The following is a 21617-nucleotide window of genomic DNA, read 5'->3' on the forward strand; positions in this document are numbered from 1 at the left end:
AACCGCATCGTGGTTCGCGATGTGCGTTTGCGCACCGCTTTCGGCAATTACAGCGGGACGGTGTCGCGCGATGCGTAGAGCACCGCGAGAGGTTCGGAGCGGCCGCGCACGACGAGCATCTCGGCCGTGCCCATGGCCTGTGCCACGCCGGCCTGCTCGGCTGCGAACAGCGACACGACGAGGCGCGACGACGCGGTCTTCGAATGGTCCTGCAGCCGGCTCGCGGTGTTGACCACTTCGCCGATGGCGGTGAAGGTGGTGGTTTCCAGATAGCCCACTTCGCCCACCGCCGCGCGGCCCGCGTGCAGGCCCATGCCGAACTCCAGCCGCTGGCCGAACTGCGCCTCGAAGCCTTCGCTCCATGCGTCCATGCGCTGGCCGATCAGCTCGGTCGCGCGCAGCGCCTGCCTGCAGGCGGTGGGCAGGTCGCACTCGAGGCCGAAGATCGCCATCACGCTGTCGCCGATGAACTGGTTGGGCACGCCGCCGCTCTCGCGCACGGCCGCGCCCACGGTGGCGAAATAGCGGTCGAGCACGTAGGCCAGGTCGAAGGGCCATTGCCGCTCCGACAGGCCCGACCAGCGCCGCAGGTCGACGAACAGGATCGCCACGTCGCGCTCGTGCCCGAATCGGCCGACCGGCGCGGGCCGGCCCTCGTTGGGCAGCGGCGCGAACAGCGGCGTGACTTCGATATCGCCGCGCGGGCGCAGCTGGCAGGCCAGCCGCACGTCGGCCGGCGCGCGCACCCGTTCGAGCGTGCGCCGCTCGTCGCGGCCGGCCTCGCCGATGTGTTCGGCGGGGCCGGCCACGCGCACGCGGCAGGTGGAGCAGCGCGCCCGGCCGCCGCAGATCGACACATGGTCGATGCCGTGCGAGCGGCTCGCCTCCAGCACGCTCCAGCCGCGCGGCACCTGCACGGTGCGCTCGGGGTAGCTCAGCGCGACCATCGGCTGCCGCGACCAGCGCGCGAAGCTGTTGCGGCCCCAGCGCGCCGCCAGCAGCGCGGCCAGCGACAGGCCGTAGAGCCACTTGATGGCGTCTTCCGCCGTGCCGAGCGCCTGGGCCTGCTCGGGCGTCGGCAGCACGACGGGCGGCACGCCGCTCCACTGGAACTCCCGCCCCATCGAGACGAAGCCCATCGCCGCCGCCAGCGGCAGCACCACCGCGACGGCAAGCAGCAGGTGGGAGAAGCGCCGCCACGCCGGCTGCGCCCGCAGCGCGAAGTGCAGGCCCAGGCAGCCATGGGTCCAGGCCGCCAGCATCATCAGCAGCTGCGCTGCCGCGCCCTGCCATTCCCACAGTCCCCAGACCACGCGCACGTAGGAGCCCTCGATGCCGTAGGCCAGGTAGGCGCCGCGCATGGCGGCGAGGTGCTTGATCAGCAGCAGCGGCAGCACGAAGCCCAGCGCCACGCGCAGGCCCTCCAGCGGCGGCATGCGCAGGGTGCGCCGCTCCCACAGGGCCACCACGGCCAGGGCCAGGTGCGTGGCGGCGGCGCCGTACAGCAGCACCGTGCCGGCGAGGCTGTGCCAGAACGCCTGCACGCCGCGCAGCACTGTTTCGGCCGCGGCAAAGGAATAGATGCCGAGGGAGTGGTTGAGCAGGTGCGCCGTGACGTAGGCCATCAGCACCAGGCCGCTCGCCCAGCGGAGATTGCGCCGTGTCGGCGGTCTCAGCGAAAAGGGGGCGGAAGTAGCGGCGGAGGCGGCTTGAGGGGAACGTCTGGCCATGAACGGGTTCGAAGCGGCACCCGAGCATAATCCGCGCGCCTATTCCCGTTGACCACCGACCTCCGGCATGGCCAAACCCGAACCTACCCTCCGCTCCAGCCTCGCACTGCGCCAGATCGCGCTGCTCGAAGGCCTTTCAGACCAGCGCCTCGACCTGCTGGCCCAGCAATGCCTCTGGCACAGCGTGGAAGCCGACAAGCCCCTGCTGCTGCGCGCCGAGCAGCAGGGCGAGGTGTTCCTGCTGGTCTCGGGCCGGGTGCGGGTGACGACCTATTCGGCCAACGGCCGGCAGGTGACCTTCCGCGATTCCGAGGCCGGCGAGCACTTCGGCGACATCGCCGCCATCGACGGCGGCCCGCGCTCGGCCGATGTCGTCACCCTCGAGCCCAGCGTGGTGGCCAGCCTCGACCGCACCGCCTTCATGGCCCTGCTGCGCGACGAGCCGCTGGTGGCCGGCCGGGTGATGCTGCGGCTGGCGACGCTGGTGCGGCAGCTCTCCGAGCGGGTGATCGACCTGAGCACCCTGGGCGTGCAGAACCGGCTGCATGCCGAGCTGCTGCGCCTGGCTCGCGCCGCCGGCGTCGAGGGCAACCAGGCCCGGCTGGACCCGGCGCCCAAGCATGCGGCGCTGGCCAGCCAGATCAGCACCAACCGCGAGCAGGTGACCCGCGAGCTCAACGTGCTGGCGCGCAGCGGCGTGCTGCGCAAGGACGACAAGGCTCTTCTGGTCGCCGACGTGGCCCGCCTGGAGGCTATGGTCTCGCAGGTGCGCGGCGACGCCGGCTGAGTCCCGGGTCGATCAGTTCCAGCGGCCCTTGGTGCCGCCGATGGAGAAGCGGCCGGCGCCCAGCAGCACCACGGTCAGCGCGCCGAACAGGTACAGGCCCTGCAGTTCCAGCGCCCAGCCGCCCTGTTTCGTCATTGCGAACAGGTCGGCCATGTGCACCAGGCCGAAGGCCACCAGCATGTTGATGACGACCACGCCCGCGGCGGCGCGGGTGTAGATGCCGGCGATCATCAGCAGCGGGGCGACGATCTCGCCCACGTACACCAGGTAGGCGATGCCGCCCGGCAGCCCGGCCTTGGCCAGCATGCCGGCGATGAAGCCCACGCCGGCCGACAGCTTGAAGATGCCGTGCAGCAGCACCAGGAAGCCGATCGTCACTCGGATCAGCAGCTTGCCGGAATCGTCCAGCGTGGCGGGGGAGAGGGCGGACAGCGGCGACGCGATCGGCGCACGCGGGGTGTTGGCGGCGGTGGCCTGGGTGTTCATGGCAGATCCTTGCTGGAAAACGGTGGGTCCGCCGCGGAATGCGACGGTTGCGGTTCCAGTGTGCGGGGCTGCGGAAATGCGGAATGTGCGTTTACGCACATGTTTTGGCGAAAAGGCCCCATGGCCGGGTCAGTGGGGGCCGAAGTGGGCCGTCCACTTGCGCTCGTAGTCCATCTTGCGGAAATGCGCCGCCATGAAGTCGATGAAGCTGCGCACCTTGGCCGACAGGTGCTTTCGGCTCGGGTAGGCCAGGTTGATGGTCAGGTGCGGCAGGTCCCAGTCGTCCAGCGTGGGCACCAGCCGGCCGGCCACGATGTCGTCGTAGACGATGTAGGTCGGCTGCACCAGGATGCCCATGCCGTCGAGCGCGGCGGCGCGCAGCACCTGCCCGTCGTTCGACTCGAGCAGGCCTGTGACCGACACCGTGTGCGTTTCCTTCCCCCGCCTGAAGCGCAGCTCGTTCGGGTTGTTGGCGTGGGTGTAGATCAGCAGCTTGTGCTGCTTCAGCTCGTCCAGCGTCTTCGGGAAGCCGTGCTGCGCGAAGTAGCGCGGCGAGGCCGCCAGGATGCGCCGCGTTTCGCCGAGGCGGCGGATCGTCACGTTCGAGTCGGGCTCGTACTCGCGCGTGCGGATCGCCACGTCGATGTTGTTGTCGATCAGGTCGAAGTAGCGGTTGGCCGTCTCCACGTGCACCGTCACGCCCGGGTAGCGCTGGGTGTACTCGCGCAGCAGCGGCGCGATGTGGTGGATCGAGAACGACAGCGAGGCCGTGATGCGCAGCGTGCCCGTGGGATTGAACGCGGTGGCGTTCACCGCCGATTCGGCGTCCGACAGGTCGGCCAGGATGGTGCGGGCCCGGCCGCAGAACTCGCGGCCGGTGTCGGTGAGGTACAGGCGGCGCGTGTTGCGCTCGACCAGCCGCGCGCCCAGCCGTTCTTCCAGCGCGCTCAGGTGGCGGCTCGCGGCGGCGTTGGAAAGGCCCAGCGCCTCGGCGGCGCGGCTCAGGCTGCCGGCATCGGCGATCTGCACGAGCAGGGCGATTTCGGTCCAGCGGTCCATGGGGCGGCGTCTCCGGGATTGTTTTTCAGGTCCGGATGATTTTGGCGCAGGCCGCGCCCGACCGTTCCGCTGGGCGGAAAAATGATTTGCGCCCCGATGCTTTCGTGCCAACCGCGCGCGGCCTACAGTGCGCCCTATTCCCGGAGACCCCGGAGACAACACCACGGAGACAGCCACGATGCGCAACCTCAACCAGGACAACATCACGCAGGCCGTGCTCGCGCGCTTCGCCGACACGCCCGATCCGCGCCTGCGCGAGATCCTGACCAGCCTGGTGCAGCACCTGCACGCCTTCGCGCGCGAGGTGAAGCTCACCGAGGACGAGTGGTTCCAGGGCATCCAGTACCTCACGGCCACCGGACAGAAGTGCGACGACAAGCGGCAGGAGTTCATCCTGCTGTCGGACGTGCTGGGCCTTTCGATGCTCACCATCGCGATGAACAACGACAAGCCGGCCGGCTGCACCGAGGCCACCGTGTTCGGCCCCTTCTACTTCGACGGCGCGCCAGAGTACGAGCACGGCGACGACGTGGCCAACGGCGCCGAGGGCGAGCCCTGCGACGTGTACGCCACGGTGCGCGGGCTCGACGGAGAGCCGCTGGCCAATGCCGTGGTCGACGTGTGGCAGGCCGACGCGGGCGGGCACTACGACGTGCAGCACGCCGGGCTCGACCATGCGGAGAACCGGGGCACGCTGCGCACCGGGCCCGACGGCTCGCTGCACTTCCGCAGCGTGGTGGCGGTGGCGTATCCGATCCCGGTCGACGGGCCCGTGGGCGACCTGCTGCGCGCGACGAAGCGCCATCCGTGGCGGCCCGCGCACCTGCATTTCAAGATCGAGGCGCCGGGCTACGAGCGGCTCATCACGCACGTGTTCCGTGAAGGCGACGAGTACCTGGACTCGGACGCCGTGTTCGCGGTGCGCCAGTCGCTGGTCGCGCCGTGGAAGAAGCAGGACAACGGCCGCTGGCGCCTCGATTTCGATTTCGTGCTGAACCCGCTGACGCAGCCCGCCTGATCCAGCAAGACCAACCAAGGAAACAACGCAAATGAACGAAACCCTGCAGCAGGAACTGCTGATCCGCCGGATGATCGAGCGCTGGGCCGTGTGGCGCGATGCCGGCGACTGGGAGCGCTTCGCCACCGTGTGGCATCCCGAGGGGGTGATGATGGCCACCTGGTTCCAGGGGCCGTACACCGAGTTCATCCGTGTCACGAAGGAAGGCTGGGCCAAGGGCGTGAGCATCCTGCACTTCCTCGGCGGCTCGGCCATCGAGGTGGCCGGCGAGCGCGCCATCGCGCAGACCAAGATGACCATTTCGCAGCGCGGCATGGTCGAGGGCGTACTGTGCGACGCGGTGTGCACCGGCCGCTTCTACGACTTCGTGGAAAAGCACGAAGGCGAATGGAAGCTGCTGCACCGCCAGCCGATCTACGAAAAGGACCGCATCGACCCGGTGGACCCGGCCGCCACGGTGAAGCTGGACGCGGACGTGCTGGCCGGCCTGCCCGAAGGCTATCGCCACCTGACCTACATCCAGCAGCGCATCGGCTACACGGTGAAGCTCGACATGCCGATGCTCAAGGGGCCGGCGGTGGAGGAGCTGTACCGGCGCGGTGCCCGCTGGCTCGCCGGCGGCGCGCTCGAGCGCTGACGAGGCGGCCAAGGGAAGCGCGCCAGCAGGGAACGCCCCATCCTGCTACGCTCGCCGAGCCTGCCTCCACGGCAGGCTTTTTTCTGCGCTCTTCCCTCCCATGGCTTTTCCCCTGATCACCGACCCGCATTTCTACGCGGTCGCCATTCCCGCCGTGCTGCTGCTCGGCATCAGCAAGAGCGGCTTCGGCGCGGGCTTCGGCTCGCTCGCCGTGCCGATGATGGCGCTGGCCGTCACCGTGCCGCAGGCGGCCGCCATCCTCATGCCGCTGCTGTTGCTGATGGACGTGCTTGGCCTCGCGGCGTTCCGGCGCGACTTCGATCGCTCGCTGCTGAAGTTCCTGATTCCGTTCGGGCTGCTGGGCACGGTGATCGGCACGCTGCTGTTCCGCATGCTTTCGGCGCACACGGTGGCGGGCATCGTCGGCGTGTTCACGCTGCTCTTCCTCGCGCAGCGGCTGGTGTTTCCGCCCAAGCCAAATGATCCGCTGCCCTCGCGCGGCATCGGCGCGGTGCTGACGACGGTGTCGGGCTTCACCAGCTTCATCGCGCACGCGGGCGGGCCGCCCATCAATGCCTACGTCATTCCGCTGCGGCTGTCGCCGGTGATCTTCACGGCGACGATGGCCTACTTCTTCTTCGTGGTGAATCTCAGCAAGTGGATTCCCTACGCGTGGCTCGGCCTGCTCGACTTCCGCACCCTGGCCACCTCGCTGGTGCTGATGCCGCTTGCGCCACTGGGCGTGTGGATCGGCATCCGCATCGCGAGGCGCATCGATGCGACGTGGTTCTATCGCTTCGTTTATCTGGGCATGTTCCTGACCGGGCTCAAGCTCGTCTATGACGGCTTCCTGGCCTGAGGCCGGCGAAGCGAGGCCTTTTCGCGGAACACCGCGGAACCGGCTTTGCCGGGCCGCAGGTGTTGCCCCCGGTAGGGGGGCGAAGCGACACGAAGTGCGCGAAGCCTGGGGGCGAGCTTAAAACTCGACGATGCTCTTGAAGCCGCCGAAGATCATCCGCTTCGCATCGAAGGGCATGGTCTTCGGGTCCATCGCGGTGATGCGCGGGTCGGCCATCACCTTCGCGTTGACCGTGTCGCGGTGCTTGCGCGACTTGTAGACGATCCACGAGAAGGCCACGGTCTCGTCGGACTTCAGCTTCACGCTCTGGGGAAAGGACGTGAGCTTGCCGGGCTTCACGTCGTCGGCGATGCACTCCACGTATTCGATCGCGCCGTATTCCATCCAGACCTTGCCGGCCTTGCGCGCCAGCTTGCGGTAGGCCTCGACGTTGGCGGTGGGAATGGCGACGATGAAGCCGTCTACATAACGAGCCATGGTTGTTCTCCTGAATAGTCTGTGGAACCGTTGAAGAAAGAAGACCGGTGGTTGCATGGCGTGGTGTCGCTCATTGCGATGCCGCCGTTCCGTGGGGTGCCGCTGCTTCCTCGTTGTTCTGCATCTGCCCCGGCATGGCGGAGCGAAGCAGCAAGGCACCGAGCAGACCCGCCGCCGCCGCGAACACGGCGCCGACGAGAAACGCGAGGTTGTAGCCGCCGGTGAGCGCCAGCGGCATCTGCGCGCCGGCCGCTTCCATCGACGCACTGCGCGCGGCCGCCGCGCTGGCCAGCACGGCCAGGCCCAGCGCTCCGCCCATCATGAAAGAGGTGTTGACCACGCCCGAGGCCAGGCCCGAATCGGACGGGCTCACCTCGCTCATCGCGGCGAGCAGCACCGGGTTGAACGCCATGCCCGCGCCCAAGCCGAGCAGCATCATTCCAGGCAGCACGTCGACCACGAAGCTGCCGTTGACCGGCGCGCGCGCGAACAGCGCAAGCCCGATGGCCGCGAGCCAGAGCCCGGCCGCCAGCGGCTTGCGGATGCCGAAGCGCATCACGATCTTCGCGGACAGGCCCAGCGAGAACACCGCCATGATGATGTTGGCGGGCAGGAAGGCCAGCCCGATCTGCATCGGCGTGTAGTTCAGCACCAGCTGCATGTAGAGCGCCGAGATGAAGAACCACGCGAACATGGCCGCGGCCCACAGCACGCCGACCACGTTGGCCACCGACACGCTGCGCAGCTTGAAGAGGCCCAGCGGCATCAGCGGATGCTGCACGCGCGACTCGATGGCGATGAAGATCGCGAGCAGCACCACGGCAGCGCCGAGCAGGCCGAGCGTCTGCGTGGAGCCCCAGCCGGCCTCGTTGCCGTTGACCACGCCGTACACCGCGAGCATCAGCGACAGCGTGACGGTGATGGCGCCGGCCACGTCGAGCTTCTCTCCGTGCGCATGGCCGCGCGCGCTGGGCAGCAGCGCCACGCACAGCGCATACACCGCGATGCCGATCGGCAGGTTCACCAGGAAGATCCAGTGCCAGCTCAGCGTGCTCGTGAGCAGGCCGCCCAGCAATACGCCGATGCTGCCGCCGCCGGCGCACACGAAGCCGTACACGCCCATCGCCTTGGCGCGGTCGGCCGGTTCGGTGAAGAGGTTCATGATGAGCGAGAGCGACACGGCGGAAACCACCGCGCCGCCCAGGCCCTGCACCGCGCGCGCGGCCACCAGCAGGCCCTGCGAGGTCGAGACCCCGCAGGCCAGCGATGCCAGCGTGAACAGCACCAGGCCCGCGAGGAACACGCGGCGGTGACCGTACAGGTCGCCGAGCCGGCCTCCGAGCAGCAGGAAGCCGCCGAAGGTCAGCATGTAGGCGTTCACCACCCAGACCAGCGAGGTCTCGGTGAAGCCAAGGTCGGTACGGATCGAGGGCAGCGCCACGTTCACGATGGTGGTGTCGAGCACGATCATCAGGACGCCGAGGCACAGCACCATCAATGCGAGCCAGCGCTTGCGGCTGTCGAGTTGGTTGGTCATGGGAAGCGAAATTCCTTTGGAACGGAAAGGGACGGCTCAGACCAGCGGCTTGCCGCCGTTGATGAGCCACGGAGTGCCGAAGCGGTCGGTCACCATGCCGAAGCCTTCGACCCAGAAGGTCTTCTCGAAGGGCATTCCGACATGGCCGCCTTCGGCGAAGGCGTCGAAGATGCGCCGGGCCTCGGCCACGGTCTCGAGGGTCAGCGCGACGCCGAAGCCCTTCATGCCTTCGTACGGCTGGCCGGGCATGGAGTCGGAGGCCATCAGCATGCCGCCACCGTAGGCGAGCGAGGCATGCATGATGCGCTTCTTCGCCTCGGGCGGGAACTGCTCGGTGTCGGGCGCTTCGCCGACAGTCATCATCATCTGCATGGTGCCGCCGAGGGTCTTCTCGTAGAAGCGCATGGCCTCTGCCGCGTTGCCGTCGAAGGTGAGGTAGGCGTGGATTTGAGACATGTGTATTCCTTGGATGACTGGTTGTGTTCGCTGACTACTTTTCGGTAGCCGCCTTGAGATTGGCCAGGCCTGTTTCGAAGTCCTTGCCGATCATCTGGTCCATGTTGAAGAAGATGCCCATGAGCTTTGCCACGTAGGGGCTCGGGCCGTACATGGCCCAGGTGACCTGCGTTGCGCCGCCCTGGGGCTGCAGCGTGAATTCGGCCGTGTTGTGGCCCTCGAAGGGCTTGATGAAGTCGAGCTTGATCGCGACCTTCGACGAAGGCGCCGACTCCACGATCTCCATGCGGCCCGCTCCCGCCTTGTCGTTGCCTTCCCAGGCATAGGTCGCGCCCTTGCCGCTCGCGCTGCCGCCGAAGCTGCGCTTCATGGCGGGATCGAGCTTCTCGTAGGGCGACCAGGTGCCCCAGCGGTGGAAGTCGTCGATCAGCGGAAAGATCTTCTCGGCCGGGGCCTCGATGCGAGCGGTGCGTTCGACGCGGAAGGTGTCGGGCCGGGTGGCGGCGTAGATCAGCAGCGCGGCGATCGCGAGCACGACGACGAGGGCGATTTTCTTGAGCATGGCGGGAGCTTTCTCTGGAGATCGGGGTGCGGGGGGAAAGGCCGACGGTCAGGTCGGCTGCGCGACGACCAGCAGCCAGCCCACGCCGAAGCGGTCGGTCAGCATGCCGAAGTTGGAGGTGAAGAAGGTCGGGATCAGCGGCTGCATGACCTGGCCGCCTTCGGCCAGCGCGTTGAACCACTTGACGACCTCGGTGTCGGTGTTGGCGGTGAGCGCGAGCATGACGCCCTTGAACTCGGCCTTGCCCGAGCAGCCGCCGTCGGAGGCCATCAACTCGGTTTCGCCGATGCGGAACACGGCGTGCATCACCTTGTCCGGCTGCGGCATGCCGCCTGCGCAACCGGCCTCGGCGTTTTCCGACGGGGCGCCCGCGGGCGCTTCCTCGTAGCGCATGAGCTGGGTGACTTCGGCGCCGAGCGCCTTCTTGTAGAAGCCGAGCGCTTCGTCGCAGCGGCCTTCGAACGAGAGGTAAGACTGGACTTTCATGACGATTCCTTTGGACTGAAGAGGTGACTCGGAGGCCCCCGGTGCAACGGGCCGCAAACAATCGGATTACTTTGTGTACACCGTCCACAAAGAATAACAGAGATAATGGACAGTGTCCACATGGAGATGCAATGAAGCTCAACAACGTCCCCGACAGCCTGCCGCCCGCCCGCAGCACTTATCGCCACGGCGATTTGCGCCGCGCGCTGCTGGAAGCAGGCATAGAACTGGCCCGCGACGGCGGCCCCGGCGCGGTGGTGTTGCGAGAGGCGACCCGGCGCGCCGGCGTGGTGCCCAACGCGGCGTACCGGCATTTCGGCAGCCGCCACGAGCTGTTGCTGGCGGTGCGCGAGGCGGCGCTGGCCGCCGCGGCGGTCGCGATGGAAAAGGAACTGGCGGCGCAGCCCTGCGACCAGCCGCCCGCCGACTTCGCCCGCGGGCAGGTGCGCGCCATCGGCACGGCCTATCTGCGCTTCGCCCAGGCGGAGCCCGGCCTGTTCCGCACGGCCTTCGTGATCTCCGACGAGGGCAGCGGCGAACTGGGCCCCGGCAAGGCGGGCGCGAGCGGGCTGGACTCGTTCCAGCTCCTGGGCAAGGCCATCGACCGGCTGGTGGACGCCGGCGTGCTCGACCCGGCGCGGCGCCCGAACGCCGAGTACTGCGCGTGGAGCGCGGTGCACGGCCTGGCGCTGCTCATCATCGACGGGCCGCTGCGCGAGATGCCGGCCGAGGCAACCTACAAGCTCGGCCAGCAGCTCATCGACATGGTCGAGCGGGGCCTCTGAGGCCCGCGGCCTGCGCTACAGATAGATCTTCTGCAGCAGCCGTATCAGCGTCTCGCGCTCCCGCGCGGTGAGCTTGGCGCTGGCGTCGGCTTCCAGTTGCACCACCGTCTGCTCGGCTTCGCGGATGAGCGACTCGCCCGCCGGCGTGAGGTGCAGCCCCACGGCGCGGCCGTCATGCGGATGCGGGCGACGTTCGATCAACCCCCGGCTGTCCAGCGTGGCCACCAGGCTCACGAGATTCGGCGGAAGTATTTCCAGCGCATTGCACAGCTGTCGCGAGGTGGCGCCGGGGTTGTGCGCCAGCAGCGACAGCACCGAGAAATCGATCTGCTTGAGCCCGTAGGGCGCCATGCGCTCCGCGAAGAAGGCGCTGACGATCAGCCACGCCCGGCGGGCGTTGTAGCCGACCAGGGCTTCGAGCATGCGCGCGTCGAGCCGGTCGGGCCTGCCTTGTGGCACGGCGGCCTGCTCGGCTTTCGCGGGGGCGGATTTCGGGGTGGAGGCCATGGCCCGAGCGTAACCGCGGGCGCACTGCAACGAGAGGTTTCAGTGGCTAGTTGGAGACAGCGCCGCCAGGCGCGGCCGCATGCGTCAGGGCGACCGTCTCGCAGGCCTTCTTGACGATGCCCATCCGCATCTCGAATTCGGGCAGCACCCAGCGCCTGAAGGCGGCCGCCACGCGCGCCTTCTCCGCGTCGCCAGGCGAGGCAGCCTCGATGCGGGCCCAGGCCCACGCCATCATCGCGAGCATGGTCGCGCGCAGATAGTCGTCGGCCACCTCGTACGGCAGCACCGGATTGGCATGCGCTGCCATTGCGACGGTGGTGCCCAGGTAGCGCAGCTGCGCCAGCCGGCGCTGCACGTCGGCGTCGGCCTCGCGCGAGGCGTCCAGCGTGTCGCGCAGCTCCAGCAGCACCGCCGACATGCCGGCTCCACCGTCGGGCAGCACCTTGCGTACCAGCAGGTCGATGGCCTGGATCTCGTTGGTGCCCTCGTAGATCATCGTCACGCGCGAATCGCGAACTATCTGCTCGATGCCCCATTCGCGCACGTAGCCGTGGCCGCCGAACACCTGCAGGCATTCGCTCGCGCCGTGGAAGGCCTGGTGCGTGCACGCGGCCTTGAGCACCGGCGTGACGAACGAACACCAGCGCTGCGCGCGCTCGCGCGCCTTCGGGTCGGCGTCGTGCGCGGCCACGTCGAGCATCAGCGCGCTGCGGTAGGCGATGGTGCGCGCGCCGTCGATCCAGGCGCGCTGCGTATCGAGGATGCGGCGCACGGCCGGGTGCTCGGCGATCAGGTCGGCGCTCTCGCCGCCGCGGCTGGCGGGCACGGGGCCGGGCGCGCGCATCTGGCGGCGCTCGGCGGCATAGGCATCGGCCTTCTGCCAGGCGGCGTCGAGCAGGCCGATGCCCTGCAGCGCCACGTGCAGGCGCGCCGAATTCATCATCACGAACATCGCAGCCAGCCCGCGGCCGGGCTCGCCGACCAGCCAGCCGGTGGCCTCGTCGAAGCGCATCGTGCAGGTGGGGCTGCCGTGAAGGCCCATTTTTTCCTCGATGCGCTCGCAGTGCACCGCGTTGCGCGCGCCGTCGGGCAGCAGCTTGGGCACCAGCGCCAGCGACAGGCCCTTGGGCCCGGCCGGCGCATCGGGCAGCCGGCACAGCACGAGGTGGACGATGTTGGGCGTCAGGTCGTGCTCGCCGCCCGAGATGAAGATCTTGCCGCCGCTTACCCGCAGGCTGCCGTCGGCCTGCGGCACGGCGCGTGTGCGCACCTGGCCCAGGTCGCTGCCTGCGTGCGCTTCGGTGAGGCACATGGTCGCGAGCCATTCGCCGGTCGCGATCTTCGACAGATAGCGCTGCTTCAGCTCCTCGCTGCCGTGATGCTTGAGGCAGGCGTACGCGCCGTGCAGCAGGCCGGGCGCCATCGTCAGGCCATGGTTGGCGGCGGCCAGCCATTCGTAGAGAACGGCTTCGAGCACGGCGGGCAGGCCCTGGCCGCCGTCTTCCGGCGCGGCGGAGAGAGCAGGCCAGCCGCCATCGACGAGGGCCTGGTAGGCCTCGCGAAAGCCCGGCGGCGAGGCGACCTGGCCATCGGCGAAGCGGCAGCCGGTCTCGTCGCCGCCGCGGCTGATGGGCGCCACCACCTCGCCGACGAAGCGCCCGGCTTCCTCGAGCACCTGCGCATGCAGCGCCTCGTCGACCTCCGCGAAGGGGGCGAGCGCGGCCAGGCGCGCGGGCGCGTCGAGCACTTTGTTCAGGATGAACCGGACGTCTTCGGGGCGGGGCTTGTAATCCATCGGGGCAGGGAAGCAGGAGAACGAATCGGCGAATCAGGATTCGGCCGTGAAGCCGATCTTCTTGACCAGCGGACCCCAGCGTTCGTACTCGGACTGCAGCGACTTGCGCATGTCCTCCGGCGAGGAGCCATGGGCGAGAAGGCCCACCGACAGCAGGCCGTCGGCCACGCTCTTGTCCTTCAGCGCGGTCTGGATCGCCGTGCTCGCGGCCGTGATGACGGCCGTGGGCGTCTTCGCCGGCGCGAAGAAGCCGAACCATTCGTCGGCCACGATCTCGGGGAAGCCCTGCTCGGTGAAGGTCGGCACGTCGGGCAGGTAGGCCGCGCGCTGCGAGCCCGACATGGCGAGCACGCGCAGCTTGCCGGCCTTGGCGAAGGGAATGGCGTCGCCGGCGGGCGTCATGCTCGATGCGATCTGGCCGCCCACCACGTCGTTGATGGCCGGCAGCGAGCCGCGATAGGGCACGTGGCGCAGGTCGGCGCCGCTGTTCAGGCCCAGCAGCGCGCCCAGGAAGTGCGGCGTGGAGCCCGCGCCCGGCGAGCCGTAGCTGGCCTGCCCGGGGTTGGCCTTGGCCCATGCGACGAAGTCCTTCAGCGTCTTCACGCTCGCGGGCACGGCGGGCCCGACGGTCAGTGCGTGCGTCATCACCGCGCCGATGGAGATCGGCGCGAAGTCGGCCATGCCGTAGCCCAGCTTGGTGTAGATGTGCGGATAGATCGACAGCGCCGAAGCCTGCGCGAGGCACAGCACCGAACCGTCGGCCACCGAGCTCTTGAGCGTGTCGAGCGCGATGCGCCCGCCGGCGCCCGGCTTGTTCTCGACCACCGGATTGACCTTCGTGAAGGGCGTGTCGCCCAGCTTCTCGGCCACGCGGCGCGCCACGCTGTCTCCGGCGCTGCCGGCCGGGAAGCCGTAGTAGATCTTCACTACCTGCTGCACCGCCTGGGCGAGCGCGGCGAAGGGATGCAGGGCGGCGATGGCGGCGGTGCCGCCGAGCGCCGTCACGAACTGGCGTCTGTTGGTCATGGTCTTGTCTCCTGGTTTGCGGTGGCTGACTGAAAGCGGAATCAGCGCGGCGCCATGCGCAGGGCGCCGTCGATGCGGATCACCTCGCCGTTGAGGTGGCCGTTGGTGACGATGTGGCAGGCCAGCTCGGCGAACTCCGAGGGCTTGCCCAGGCGCGGCGGGAACGGAATCGACGCGGCCAGCGACTGCTGCACCGGCTCGGGCAGCTCCAGCAACAGCGGCGTGGCGAAGATGCCCGGCGCCACGGTGCACACGCGGATGGCGTGCTGCGCGAGGTCGCGTGCCATCGGCAGCGTCATGCCGACAAGCCCGCCCTTGGAGGCGCTGTAGGCCTGCTGGCCCACCTGGCCGTCGAAGGCGGCGACCGAGGCGGTGAAGAGCATCACGCCCTTCTCGCCGTTGTCGAGCGCGTCGAGCTTCGCGCAGCGCGCGGCGAACAGGCGCGCCATGTTGTAGCCGCCGATCAGGTTGATGTTGACCACGCGCACGAAGTCTTCGAGCGGCGCGGGGCTGCCGTCCTTGCCGACGATGCGCTTGGCGCTGCCGATGCCGGCCACGTTCATCAGGATGCGCGCGGGGCCGTGCACGGCCTCGGCCTTGTCGAGCGCGGCGACCACGCTGTCGGTGTCGGTGATGTCGCAGGCGCATGCAATGCCGCCGATGTCGGCCGCTACCTTCGCGGCGAGTTCGGCGTTGCGGTCGAGCACCGCGACCTTCGCGCCCAGCCGCGCGAGTTCGCGCGCGGTGGCTTCGCCGAGGCCCGATGCGCCGCCGGTGACCAGTGCGGCTTGTCCTTCGATCTTCATGGTGTGTCGTCTCCTGGAATGTCTAGCGGGGCTTGAGGGTGAAGGGCAGGCTGGCGTCGTGCATCGCATCGGCCAGTGCGGCGCGGTGCTTGAGCACGGCGCGCTGGTTGATGGAGCCCTTGTCGGTGACCTCGCCCTTGTCGATGGACGGAGGCTCGGCCATCAGGTGCAGCCGCGCGATGCGGTTGGCGCTGCCGGTGGCGCCGGCGGCCAGCGTGTTGACGACCTGCTGGAAGTGCGCCTGCACGGGGGCGCTCTCGAGCACCTCGCGCATGGATGCGTCGGCGCTCAGGCCGGCGAGCTGCCGCACCTTCTGCGTCGGGAAGATCAGCGCGCCGACTTCCTTCAGGTTGATGCCGGTCAGCACCGCGTCCTGCACGTAGGGCGCGCCGGCCGCGATGATCTTCGCGCGCATCGGGCCCACGCTCACGAAGGTGCCGGTGGCGAGCTTGAAGTCTTCGGCGATGCGGCCGTCGAAGCGCAGGCCGCGATGGATGTTGTCTTCGGCTATCCACTTCACCGCGTCGCCGGTGGAGAAGAAGCCTTCCTCGTCGAAGGACTCGGCAGTGGCCTCGGGCGCGCGCCAGTAGCCGGGCGTGATGTTGGGGCCGCGGTAGCGCACCTCGGTCTTGCCGTCGACCTCGATCAGCTTGAGCTCGATGCCCGGCGCGGGCAGGCCCACGTCGCCCGACTTCACGTCGGGGCCGGTCACGTAGAGCGCGAAGGGGCCTGATTCGGTCATGCCCAGGCCCGTGCCCATCACGATGCGTTCGCCGACTTCCGACTCCTGCGTGCGGTGCAGGCTGTCCCACACCGGCTGCGACAGCGCCGCGCCCGAGTAGAAGAACATCTTCACGCGCGACAGCAGGTTGCGGCGCAGCACCGCGTCGGTTTCCATCGCCTGCGCGATGGCCTCGAAGCCGGTGGGCACGTTGAAGTAGATGGTGGGCGCGATCTCGCGCAGGTTGCGCAGCGTCTCGGCCATGCCGGCGGGCGTGGGCTTGCCGTCGTCGATGTAGAGCGTGCCGCCGTTGTCCAGCACGATGCCCACGTTGTGGTTGCCGCCGAAGGTGTGGTTCCAGGGCAGCCAGTCGACCAGCACCGGCGGCTCGTCGCCCAGTGCGGGAATCGACTGGCGCAGCTGCTGCTGGTTGGCGCACCACATGCGGTGCGTGTTGATCACCGCCTTGGGCATCTTGGTCGAGCCCGAGGTGAAGAGGAACTTGGTGATGGTGTCGGGGCCGGTCGCGCGCATCGCCGCGTCGATGGCGGGCGTGGCGGGCGTCGAGGCCAGTGCGTCGAACGCGGTGGTGGGGCGGCCTTCGAGCGTGCCCTGCGCCAGCACGACTTCGGTGCCGGCCGGCACGACTGCGGCGATGGCCTTGGCGAAGCGCGCGGCGTCGCTCGCGAAAACGAGGCCCGGCGTGAGCGTGTCGAAGACGTGGCGCAGCTTCTCGAAGTCCTGGCTCACCAGCGAGTAGGGCGGCGATACGGGGCAGTAGGGCACGCCGGCGTAGAGGCAGCCCAGCGCCATCAGCGCGTGCTCGATGCCGTTCTCGCTGAGGATCGCGACCGGGCGGTCGGCGCTCAGGCCGCGGTCCAGCAGGGCTTGTCCGATACCGCGTGCTTCCTCCAGCGCCTGCGCGTAGTTCACGCGCAGCCAGTCGCCGGTGCTGCCGTCGGCCAGCCGTTCGCGACGGGCGATGAAGGTGCGCTCGGGCGTGCGCTCTGCCCAGTAGGCGAGGCGGTCGGTCATGCGCTCGCGGTAGGGCTCGAGTTGCGTTTCGGCGCTCAGGTACTGCGTGCCTGGCGCGCCGTCGCGTAGCACCGCGCGCGTCACGCCGAAGACCAGCGGGCGGTATCGGACGGCGCTCATCCCTTGCTCACTTTCGCGGCACGCCCTTCGAGGAAGTCGCGCACGCGCTGCTTGGCTTCGGGCGCGGCCTGGGTGATGCCGGAGATCAGCGCTTCGGTGAAGAAGCCGTGGTCGGCCGACTGCTCTGCGATGCGCGGCAGGGCGTGCATCAGCGCGTAGTTGGTGAGCGGCGCGTTGGTGGCCACGCGCTTCGCGAGCTCGAAGGCCTTGTCGAAAGCCTGGCCCTCGTCGACGAGGTACTGGGCGAAGTTGGCGCGCTCGCCTTCCTCGGCGTTGTAGACGCGGCCGGTCATCATCATGTCGGTCATGCGGGCCACGCCGATCAGCTTCGGAATGCGCACCGAGCCGCCGCCGCCCACGAAGATGCCGCGCGAGCCCTCGGGCAGCGCGTAGAAGGTGGAGCGGTCGGCCACGCGGATGTGGCAGGCGCTGGCCAACTCGAGCCCGCCGCCCACCACTGCGCCATGCAGCGCGGCGATCACCGGCACCGGGCCGTGCTGGATCAGGTCGAGCGCGCCGTGCCACAGGCGCGAGTGCTGCATGCCCTGGCCGGCGTCGCGCTCCTTCAGCTCGCTCAGGTCGAGGCCGGCGCAGAAGTGCGGGCCCTCGCCGTCGATCACCGCCGCGCGCACGCTGGAGGGCAGCTTCTCGAAGGTGTCGCGCAGGGCGAGGATCAGTCCGTCGGACAGCGCGTTGCGCTTGGAACCGCGCGTCAGGCGGACGATGGCGACTTCGTCGCGGATGTCGAGTTGAAGGTCTGGATTGGTCATGATGAGTCCGGGGTTGCGTCGAATTATGGTTATGGGAAATAATCAATTCAAGGAATTTGGAGCCCCCAGAGCCTAGGGACTTACCCGTATCGGAGACAAGACATGGACCACCAGAACCTGATCGCCATCGACATCCACACCCACGCAGAAGTCAGCTGCTGGAACCCGTTCGACAACTACGGCGAGGAGTACGACCGCGCGGCCGACAAGTACTTCGGCTCCAGCGGCCGGCCGACCATCGCCGAGAGCGTGGCGTACTACCGTGAACGGAAGATCGGGCTGGTGATGTTCATGGTCGACGCGGAGTCGAACATGGGCCGTCGCCGCATCCCGAACGAGGAGATCGCCGAGGCCGCGAAGAACAACAGCGACATCATGATCGCCTTCGGCAGCGTCGATCCGCACAAGGGAAAGATGGGTGCGCGCGAGGCGCGCCGGCTCATCGAGGAGCACGGCGTGAAGGGCTTCAAGTTCCACCCCACGGTGCAGGGCTACCACCCCTACGACCGCATGGCCTGGCCCATCTACGAGGTGATCGCCGAGTACGGCCTGCCGGCCATCTTCCACACCGGCCACAGCGGCATCGGCTCGGGCATGCGCTGCGGCGGCGGGCTGCGGCTGGAGTACAGCAATCCGATGCACCTGGACGACGTGGCCATCGACTTCCCCGACATGCAGATCGTCATGGCACACCCCAGCTTCCCCTGGCAGGACGAGGCGCTGAGCGTGGCCACGCACAAGCCCAACGTGTGGATCGACCTGTCGGGCTGGAGCCCCAAGTACTTTCCGAAGCAGCTCGTGCAGTACGCCAACACGCTGCTGAAGGATCGCGTGCTCTTCGGCAGCGACTACCCGCTGATCACGCCCGACCGCTGGATGCGCGACTTCGAGAACGCCGGCTTCAAGCCCGAGGTGATGCCTGGCATCCTCAAGGGCAACGCGATGCGGCTGCTGAAGCTGGACGCGGCCTCAGGCAGCTGACGACGGCTTCCTGCGCGAACGCCCGGCCTGCGCGGCCGAGTCGTTCCAGTGCTGCTCCCACAGGGCGTCGCCGCGTTCGAGCGCGGCGCCCAGTTCCTTCCTGCGGCGCTGCACGACGGCGGTGACCAGCGCGTTGCACAGCGAGAACGCCGCCGTGTACGAATCGAATGGCGACGCGCTCGAGGTGCGCGCCAGCATCACATGGTCGGCCGATGCCGCCGCGGCCACCGAGGGGCCGTCGGTGATGACGATGACCTTCGCGCCCTTTTCCTTGAAGTACTTGGCCGCGCGCGCGGTGGCGAGCGCGTGGCGCCTGAAGGTGAGGGCCAGCAGCACGTCGTTCTCGCCGATCCACAGCAGCTGGTCTTCCATGAGCAGCGGGCCGCCGCCGCTCATGGGGCGCACGTCGGGCAGGCACATGTTCAGGTGCAGCGAAAGGTGGCCGGCCAGCGCGGCGGCGTGCCGCTGACCGGTCACGTGCACCCGCGCCTTGCGTTGCGTGAGCAGCCGCACGGCGCCCTCGAAGGCGGCGACGTCGAGCGCGGCGAAGGTCGAGGCCAGGTTGTGCTGGTCGTGCAGCAGCGCGTTGGCCAGGCAGCTGCGCACCGATGCGTCGTCGGCGATGACGGCGTCCGCGCGCGTGGCCGGCGACGACAGCCGCGCGGTCACCTCCGACCGGGCCTCGATCTGCGCCTCGGCATAGCTGGGGTAGCCGAGCTTGGCCAGCAGCCGCACCACGGTGGAGGCGCTGGTGCCCACCTTCTTTGCAAGGCTCGTTGCAGATTCGAGCAGGCCCTGGGGGTAGCGCGTCTGCAACTCGTCGATCAGGCGCTGCTCGCTCTTGGTGAGCTTCCTGCCGTAGCCCGAGATGCGTTGGTTCAGGTTCATGGTCGCGCGCATTCTGCACGTGGAGTCGCGTTGGACCTGATTTTGCAATGGTCATTGCAAAATTGAAATCATCTTGCAACAATGCGCGCACTTTTGACTGCACGACAGGACGCCCCATGGAACCCATCTTCACCGCCGCGGCACTGCGCCGCCGCGAGATCCTCGCCGCCGGCCTCGCCTCGATGCTGCCGCTGGCCGCCAAGGCGCAGGCCTGGCCCTCGCGGCCGGTCACGCTGGTGGTGCCGTTCCCCGCGGGCGGCTCCGTGGACCTGATCGCGCGGCTTTACGCCGACCCGCTCGCCAAGGCGCTGGGCACGCCGGTGGTCATCGACAACCGCGCCGGCGCCGGCGGCTCCATCGCCAGCGCACAGGTGGCGCGCGCCAAGCCCGACGGCTACACGCTGGTCGCCTCGTCGCAGAGCTCGCACCTGGCCAACCCGCTCACCCAGCCCAACCCGGGCTACGACCCGATCAAGGACTTCGCGTCGATCAGCCAGCTCGCGCGCTCGATCAACGTGCTGCTGGTCAACCCGGCGGTGCCCGCGAAGAACTTCAAGGAGTTCGTCGCGCTGGTGAAGTCGCGCCCCGGCGAGCTCAACTTCTGCAGCGCGGGGCCGGGCAGCATGGGGCAGCTCAACGTGGAGCTGATGAAGTCTCAGCTGCAGCTCAACGCCACGCACGTGCCGTACCGCGGCGGCGGCCCGCTGGTCACCGCGCTGATCTCGAACGAAGTGCAGTTCGGGCTGGACAACCTCGCACCCTTCCTGCCGCTGATCCAGTCCGGAAAGCTGCGCGCGCTGGCCGTGGCCGCGCCCACCCGCGTGGCGGCGCTGCCCGACATCCCGACCTTCGCGGAGCTGGGCTATCCGGTGCTGAACACCACCTCGTGGATCGGCCTGGCCGCGCCCGCGAAGACGCCGCCGGAGATCGTCGAGGCGCTGCACAAGGCCGTGCGCTCGGTGGCCGACCAGCCCTCGATGGTCGAGGCGCTGCAGTCGCGCGGCTCGCTGCCGCCGGAGGCGCAGTCGCCCGCGCAGTTCACCGCCATGATGTCGGAGCGGCTCGCGGTCTACGGCGACCTGGTCAAGCGCGCCGGCATCCGCGGCGAATGAGCGACGACAGCATGACCGAGTCATCGTTCGCGCCCGACACCGCGCCGCTGGAGGTGCTGCCGCGCGACATCTCCGCCTACCGGCAGGGCAACACCGGCATCGACTACGTGCACCGCTTCGAGTCGGGCCGGCCGGGGCCGCACGTGCTGGTCAACGCGCTGACCCACGGCAACGAGATCTGCGGCATGGTCGCCGCCACTCATCTGCTGGACACCGGCGTGCGCCCGAAGGCCGGCACGCTCACCGTGAGCTTTGCAAACGTCGAGGCCTACAGCGCCTTCGACGTCGAGCGGCCCTACGAGAACCGCCAGCTGGTGCACAACCTCAACCGCATCTGGTCGAAGGCCATGCTCGACGGCAGCGAAGACAGCCCCGAGCTGCGCCGCGCGCGCGAGTTGCGGCCGGTGCTGGACGCGGCCGACTACGTGCTCGACATCCATTCCACGCGCGCGCCGGTGCAGCCCTTCTGGGTGTACCCGGAATTCGAGCGCAACGCCGGGCTGGCGCTGGCCGTCGGCAATCCGCTGGTGCACCTGGTGATGCCCGTGGGCGGCGCGCCCGGCACGGGCGTGACGGCGTACGGCCGCCACGGCGAGGAGGGCGTCGACGGCGCAGCGGTGGTCGTGGAATGCGGACAGCATTTCAGCCGGTCGGCCGCAGACCTGGCCACCGACGTCACGCTGCGCTTCCTCGCGCACCTGGGGCTGGTCGACCCGCCGCCGACCGCCGCGGCGAAGGCGCCCGCGCGACGCTTCCGCCTGCTCGAAGTGCACATGGTGAAGACGAAGAGCTTCGCCTTCGCGCGGCCTGTGCTGGGCTTCGAGGTCTTCCAGAAGGGCGAGTTGATCGCCGTGGACGACGGCCACGAGATCCGCTCCCCTTGCGACGACTGCACGATCTTCATGCCGACCCGCGCGCCGCTGGTGGGGCGCGAGGGCGTGTACCTGACCGTCGCGATCTAGTCGGCGCTGCAGGCG

23 protein-coding genes are annotated in these 21617 nt (G+C 68.9%); 8 read left to right on the top strand and 15 right to left on the bottom strand.

Annotated elements, in window-relative coordinates; translation table 11 throughout:
- Positions 1–47: 47 nt before the first annotated feature.
- On the bottom strand, positions 48–1730 hold the full coding sequence (locus EJP69_RS15955; RefSeq protein ID WP_126471379.1) for an adenylate/guanylate cyclase domain-containing protein: 1683 nt from the start codon (positions 1728–1730) through the stop codon (positions 48–50).
- Between the two features lie 67 nt (positions 1731–1797).
- Here EJP69_RS15955 and EJP69_RS15960 point away from each other — a divergent pair, with 67 nt between their 5' ends.
- The gene (locus EJP69_RS15960) at positions 1798–2517 is read left to right on the top strand and encodes a Crp/Fnr family transcriptional regulator (protein WP_126471381.1); all 720 of its coding nucleotides are present in this window, start codon (positions 1798–1800) and stop codon (positions 2515–2517) included.
- Between the two features lie 12 nt (positions 2518–2529).
- On the opposite strand, the gene EJP69_RS15965 is transcribed toward EJP69_RS15960, so the two are convergent.
- Together EJP69_RS15965 and EJP69_RS15970 are read right to left on the bottom strand one after the other, a co-directional pair.
- A complete protein-coding gene (locus EJP69_RS15965) occupies positions 2530–3003 on the bottom strand; it encodes a DoxX family protein (RefSeq protein WP_126471383.1) in 474 nt (157 codons plus the stop codon).
- A gap of 129 nt (positions 3004–3132) precedes the next feature.
- Positions 3133–4062 (bottom strand): LysR family transcriptional regulator, encoded by a 930-nt coding sequence (locus EJP69_RS15970; RefSeq protein ID WP_093206643.1) that lies wholly within the window; start codon positions 4060–4062, stop codon positions 3133–3135.
- A gap of 178 nt (positions 4063–4240) precedes the next feature.
- Between EJP69_RS15970 and EJP69_RS15975 the strand changes: the two genes are divergently transcribed.
- The 3 genes from EJP69_RS15975 (at position 4241) to EJP69_RS15985 (ending at position 6576) form a co-directional block, all read left to right on the top strand.
- The gene (locus tag EJP69_RS15975; RefSeq protein WP_126471385.1) at positions 4241–5080 is read left to right on the top strand and encodes an intradiol ring-cleavage dioxygenase; all 840 of its coding nucleotides are present in this window, start codon (positions 4241–4243) and stop codon (positions 5078–5080) included.
- 31 nt (positions 5081–5111) lie between these two features.
- Positions 5112–5717, top strand: a complete 606-nt coding sequence (locus tag EJP69_RS15980; protein WP_126471387.1) for a nuclear transport factor 2 family protein — start codon at positions 5112–5114, stop codon at positions 5715–5717.
- 100 nt (positions 5718–5817) lie between these two features.
- Positions 5818–6576, top strand: a complete 759-nt coding sequence (locus EJP69_RS15985) for a sulfite exporter TauE/SafE family protein (protein WP_126471389.1) — start codon at positions 5818–5820, stop codon at positions 6574–6576.
- A 117-nt stretch (positions 6577–6693) separates the two neighbouring features.
- Here the strand turns inward: EJP69_RS15985 and EJP69_RS15990 are convergent, their stop codons facing one another.
- From EJP69_RS15990 to EJP69_RS16010, 5 genes are all read right to left on the bottom strand, one after another.
- Complete coding sequence (locus tag EJP69_RS15990) at positions 6694–7053, bottom strand: DUF1428 domain-containing protein (RefSeq protein ID WP_093206647.1); 360 nt, start codon at positions 7051–7053, stop codon at positions 6694–6696.
- A 70-nt stretch (positions 7054–7123) separates the two neighbouring features.
- A complete protein-coding gene (locus tag EJP69_RS15995; RefSeq protein ID WP_093206648.1) occupies positions 7124–8590 on the bottom strand; it encodes a DHA2 family efflux MFS transporter permease subunit in 1467 nt (488 codons plus the stop codon).
- Positions 8591–8626: 36 nt separating this feature from the next.
- Positions 8627–9046, bottom strand: a complete 420-nt coding sequence (locus EJP69_RS16000) for a VOC family protein (RefSeq protein WP_126471391.1) — start codon at positions 9044–9046, stop codon at positions 8627–8629.
- Between the two features lie 34 nt (positions 9047–9080).
- Positions 9081–9608 (bottom strand): SRPBCC family protein, encoded by a 528-nt coding sequence (locus tag EJP69_RS16005; protein ID WP_093206650.1) that lies wholly within the window; start codon positions 9606–9608, stop codon positions 9081–9083.
- 48 nt (positions 9609–9656) lie between these two features.
- Complete coding sequence (locus EJP69_RS16010; RefSeq protein ID WP_093206651.1) at positions 9657–10094, bottom strand: VOC family protein; 438 nt, start codon at positions 10092–10094, stop codon at positions 9657–9659.
- A 131-nt stretch (positions 10095–10225) separates the two neighbouring features.
- Here EJP69_RS16010 and EJP69_RS16015 point away from each other — a divergent pair, with 131 nt between their 5' ends.
- Positions 10226–10879, top strand: a complete 654-nt coding sequence (locus EJP69_RS16015) for a TetR/AcrR family transcriptional regulator (RefSeq protein WP_093206652.1) — start codon at positions 10226–10228, stop codon at positions 10877–10879.
- Positions 10880–10894: 15 nt separating this feature from the next.
- On the opposite strand, the gene EJP69_RS16020 is transcribed toward EJP69_RS16015, so the two are convergent.
- The 6 genes from EJP69_RS16020 to EJP69_RS16045 are packed head-to-tail and all read right to left on the bottom strand — an operon-like array spanning position 10895 to position 17659.
- Entirely contained in the window at positions 10895–11386 is a 492-nt protein-coding gene (locus tag EJP69_RS16020; RefSeq protein WP_093206653.1) for a MarR family winged helix-turn-helix transcriptional regulator, read from the bottom strand.
- Positions 11387–11432: 46 nt separating this feature from the next.
- Positions 11433–13181, bottom strand: coding sequence for an acyl-CoA dehydrogenase family protein (locus EJP69_RS16025; protein WP_126471393.1), 1749 nt, complete (start codon positions 13179–13181; stop codon positions 11433–11435).
- Positions 13182–13214: 33 nt separating this feature from the next.
- Positions 13215–14207 (bottom strand): Bug family tripartite tricarboxylate transporter substrate binding protein, encoded by a 993-nt coding sequence (locus tag EJP69_RS16030; protein WP_093304262.1) that lies wholly within the window; start codon positions 14205–14207, stop codon positions 13215–13217.
- A gap of 41 nt (positions 14208–14248) precedes the next feature.
- A complete protein-coding gene (locus tag EJP69_RS16035) occupies positions 14249–15013 on the bottom strand; it encodes an SDR family NAD(P)-dependent oxidoreductase (RefSeq protein ID WP_093206656.1) in 765 nt (254 codons plus the stop codon).
- Positions 15014–15035: 22 nt separating this feature from the next.
- Entirely contained in the window at positions 15036–16889 is a 1854-nt protein-coding gene (locus EJP69_RS16040) for a feruloyl-CoA synthase (protein ID WP_126471395.1), read from the bottom strand.
- Complete coding sequence (locus EJP69_RS16045) at positions 16886–17659, bottom strand: crotonase/enoyl-CoA hydratase family protein (protein ID WP_093206658.1); 774 nt, start codon at positions 17657–17659, stop codon at positions 16886–16888. Before EJP69_RS16045 ends, EJP69_RS16040 begins: the two co-directional genes overlap by 4 nt.
- 102 nt (positions 17660–17761) lie before the next feature.
- On the opposite strand from EJP69_RS16045, the gene EJP69_RS16050 reads away from it, so the two are divergent.
- A complete protein-coding gene (locus EJP69_RS16050) occupies positions 17762–18640 on the top strand; it encodes an amidohydrolase family protein (RefSeq protein ID WP_126471397.1) in 879 nt (292 codons plus the stop codon).
- Here EJP69_RS16050 and EJP69_RS16055 read toward each other — a convergent pair.
- Entirely contained in the window at positions 18629–19528 is a 900-nt protein-coding gene (locus EJP69_RS16055) for a MurR/RpiR family transcriptional regulator (RefSeq protein WP_093206718.1), read from the bottom strand. The two genes, EJP69_RS16050 and EJP69_RS16055, sit on opposite strands and share 12 nt — an antisense overlap.
- A gap of 116 nt (positions 19529–19644) precedes the next feature.
- Here EJP69_RS16055 and EJP69_RS16060 point away from each other — a divergent pair, with 116 nt between their 5' ends.
- Both EJP69_RS16060 and EJP69_RS16065 read left to right on the top strand, forming a co-directional pair.
- Entirely contained in the window at positions 19645–20640 is a 996-nt protein-coding gene (locus EJP69_RS16060) for a Bug family tripartite tricarboxylate transporter substrate binding protein (protein WP_126471399.1), read from the top strand.
- A gap of 11 nt (positions 20641–20651) precedes the next feature.
- Positions 20652–21602 (top strand): M14 family metallopeptidase, encoded by a 951-nt coding sequence (locus EJP69_RS16065; protein ID WP_126471401.1) that lies wholly within the window; start codon positions 20652–20654, stop codon positions 21600–21602.
- Positions 21603–21617 lie beyond the last annotated feature (15 nt).

This window comes from Variovorax gossypii, assembly GCF_003965815.1.
GTDB lineage: Bacteria > Pseudomonadota > Gammaproteobacteria > Burkholderiales > Burkholderiaceae_C > Variovorax > Variovorax gossypii.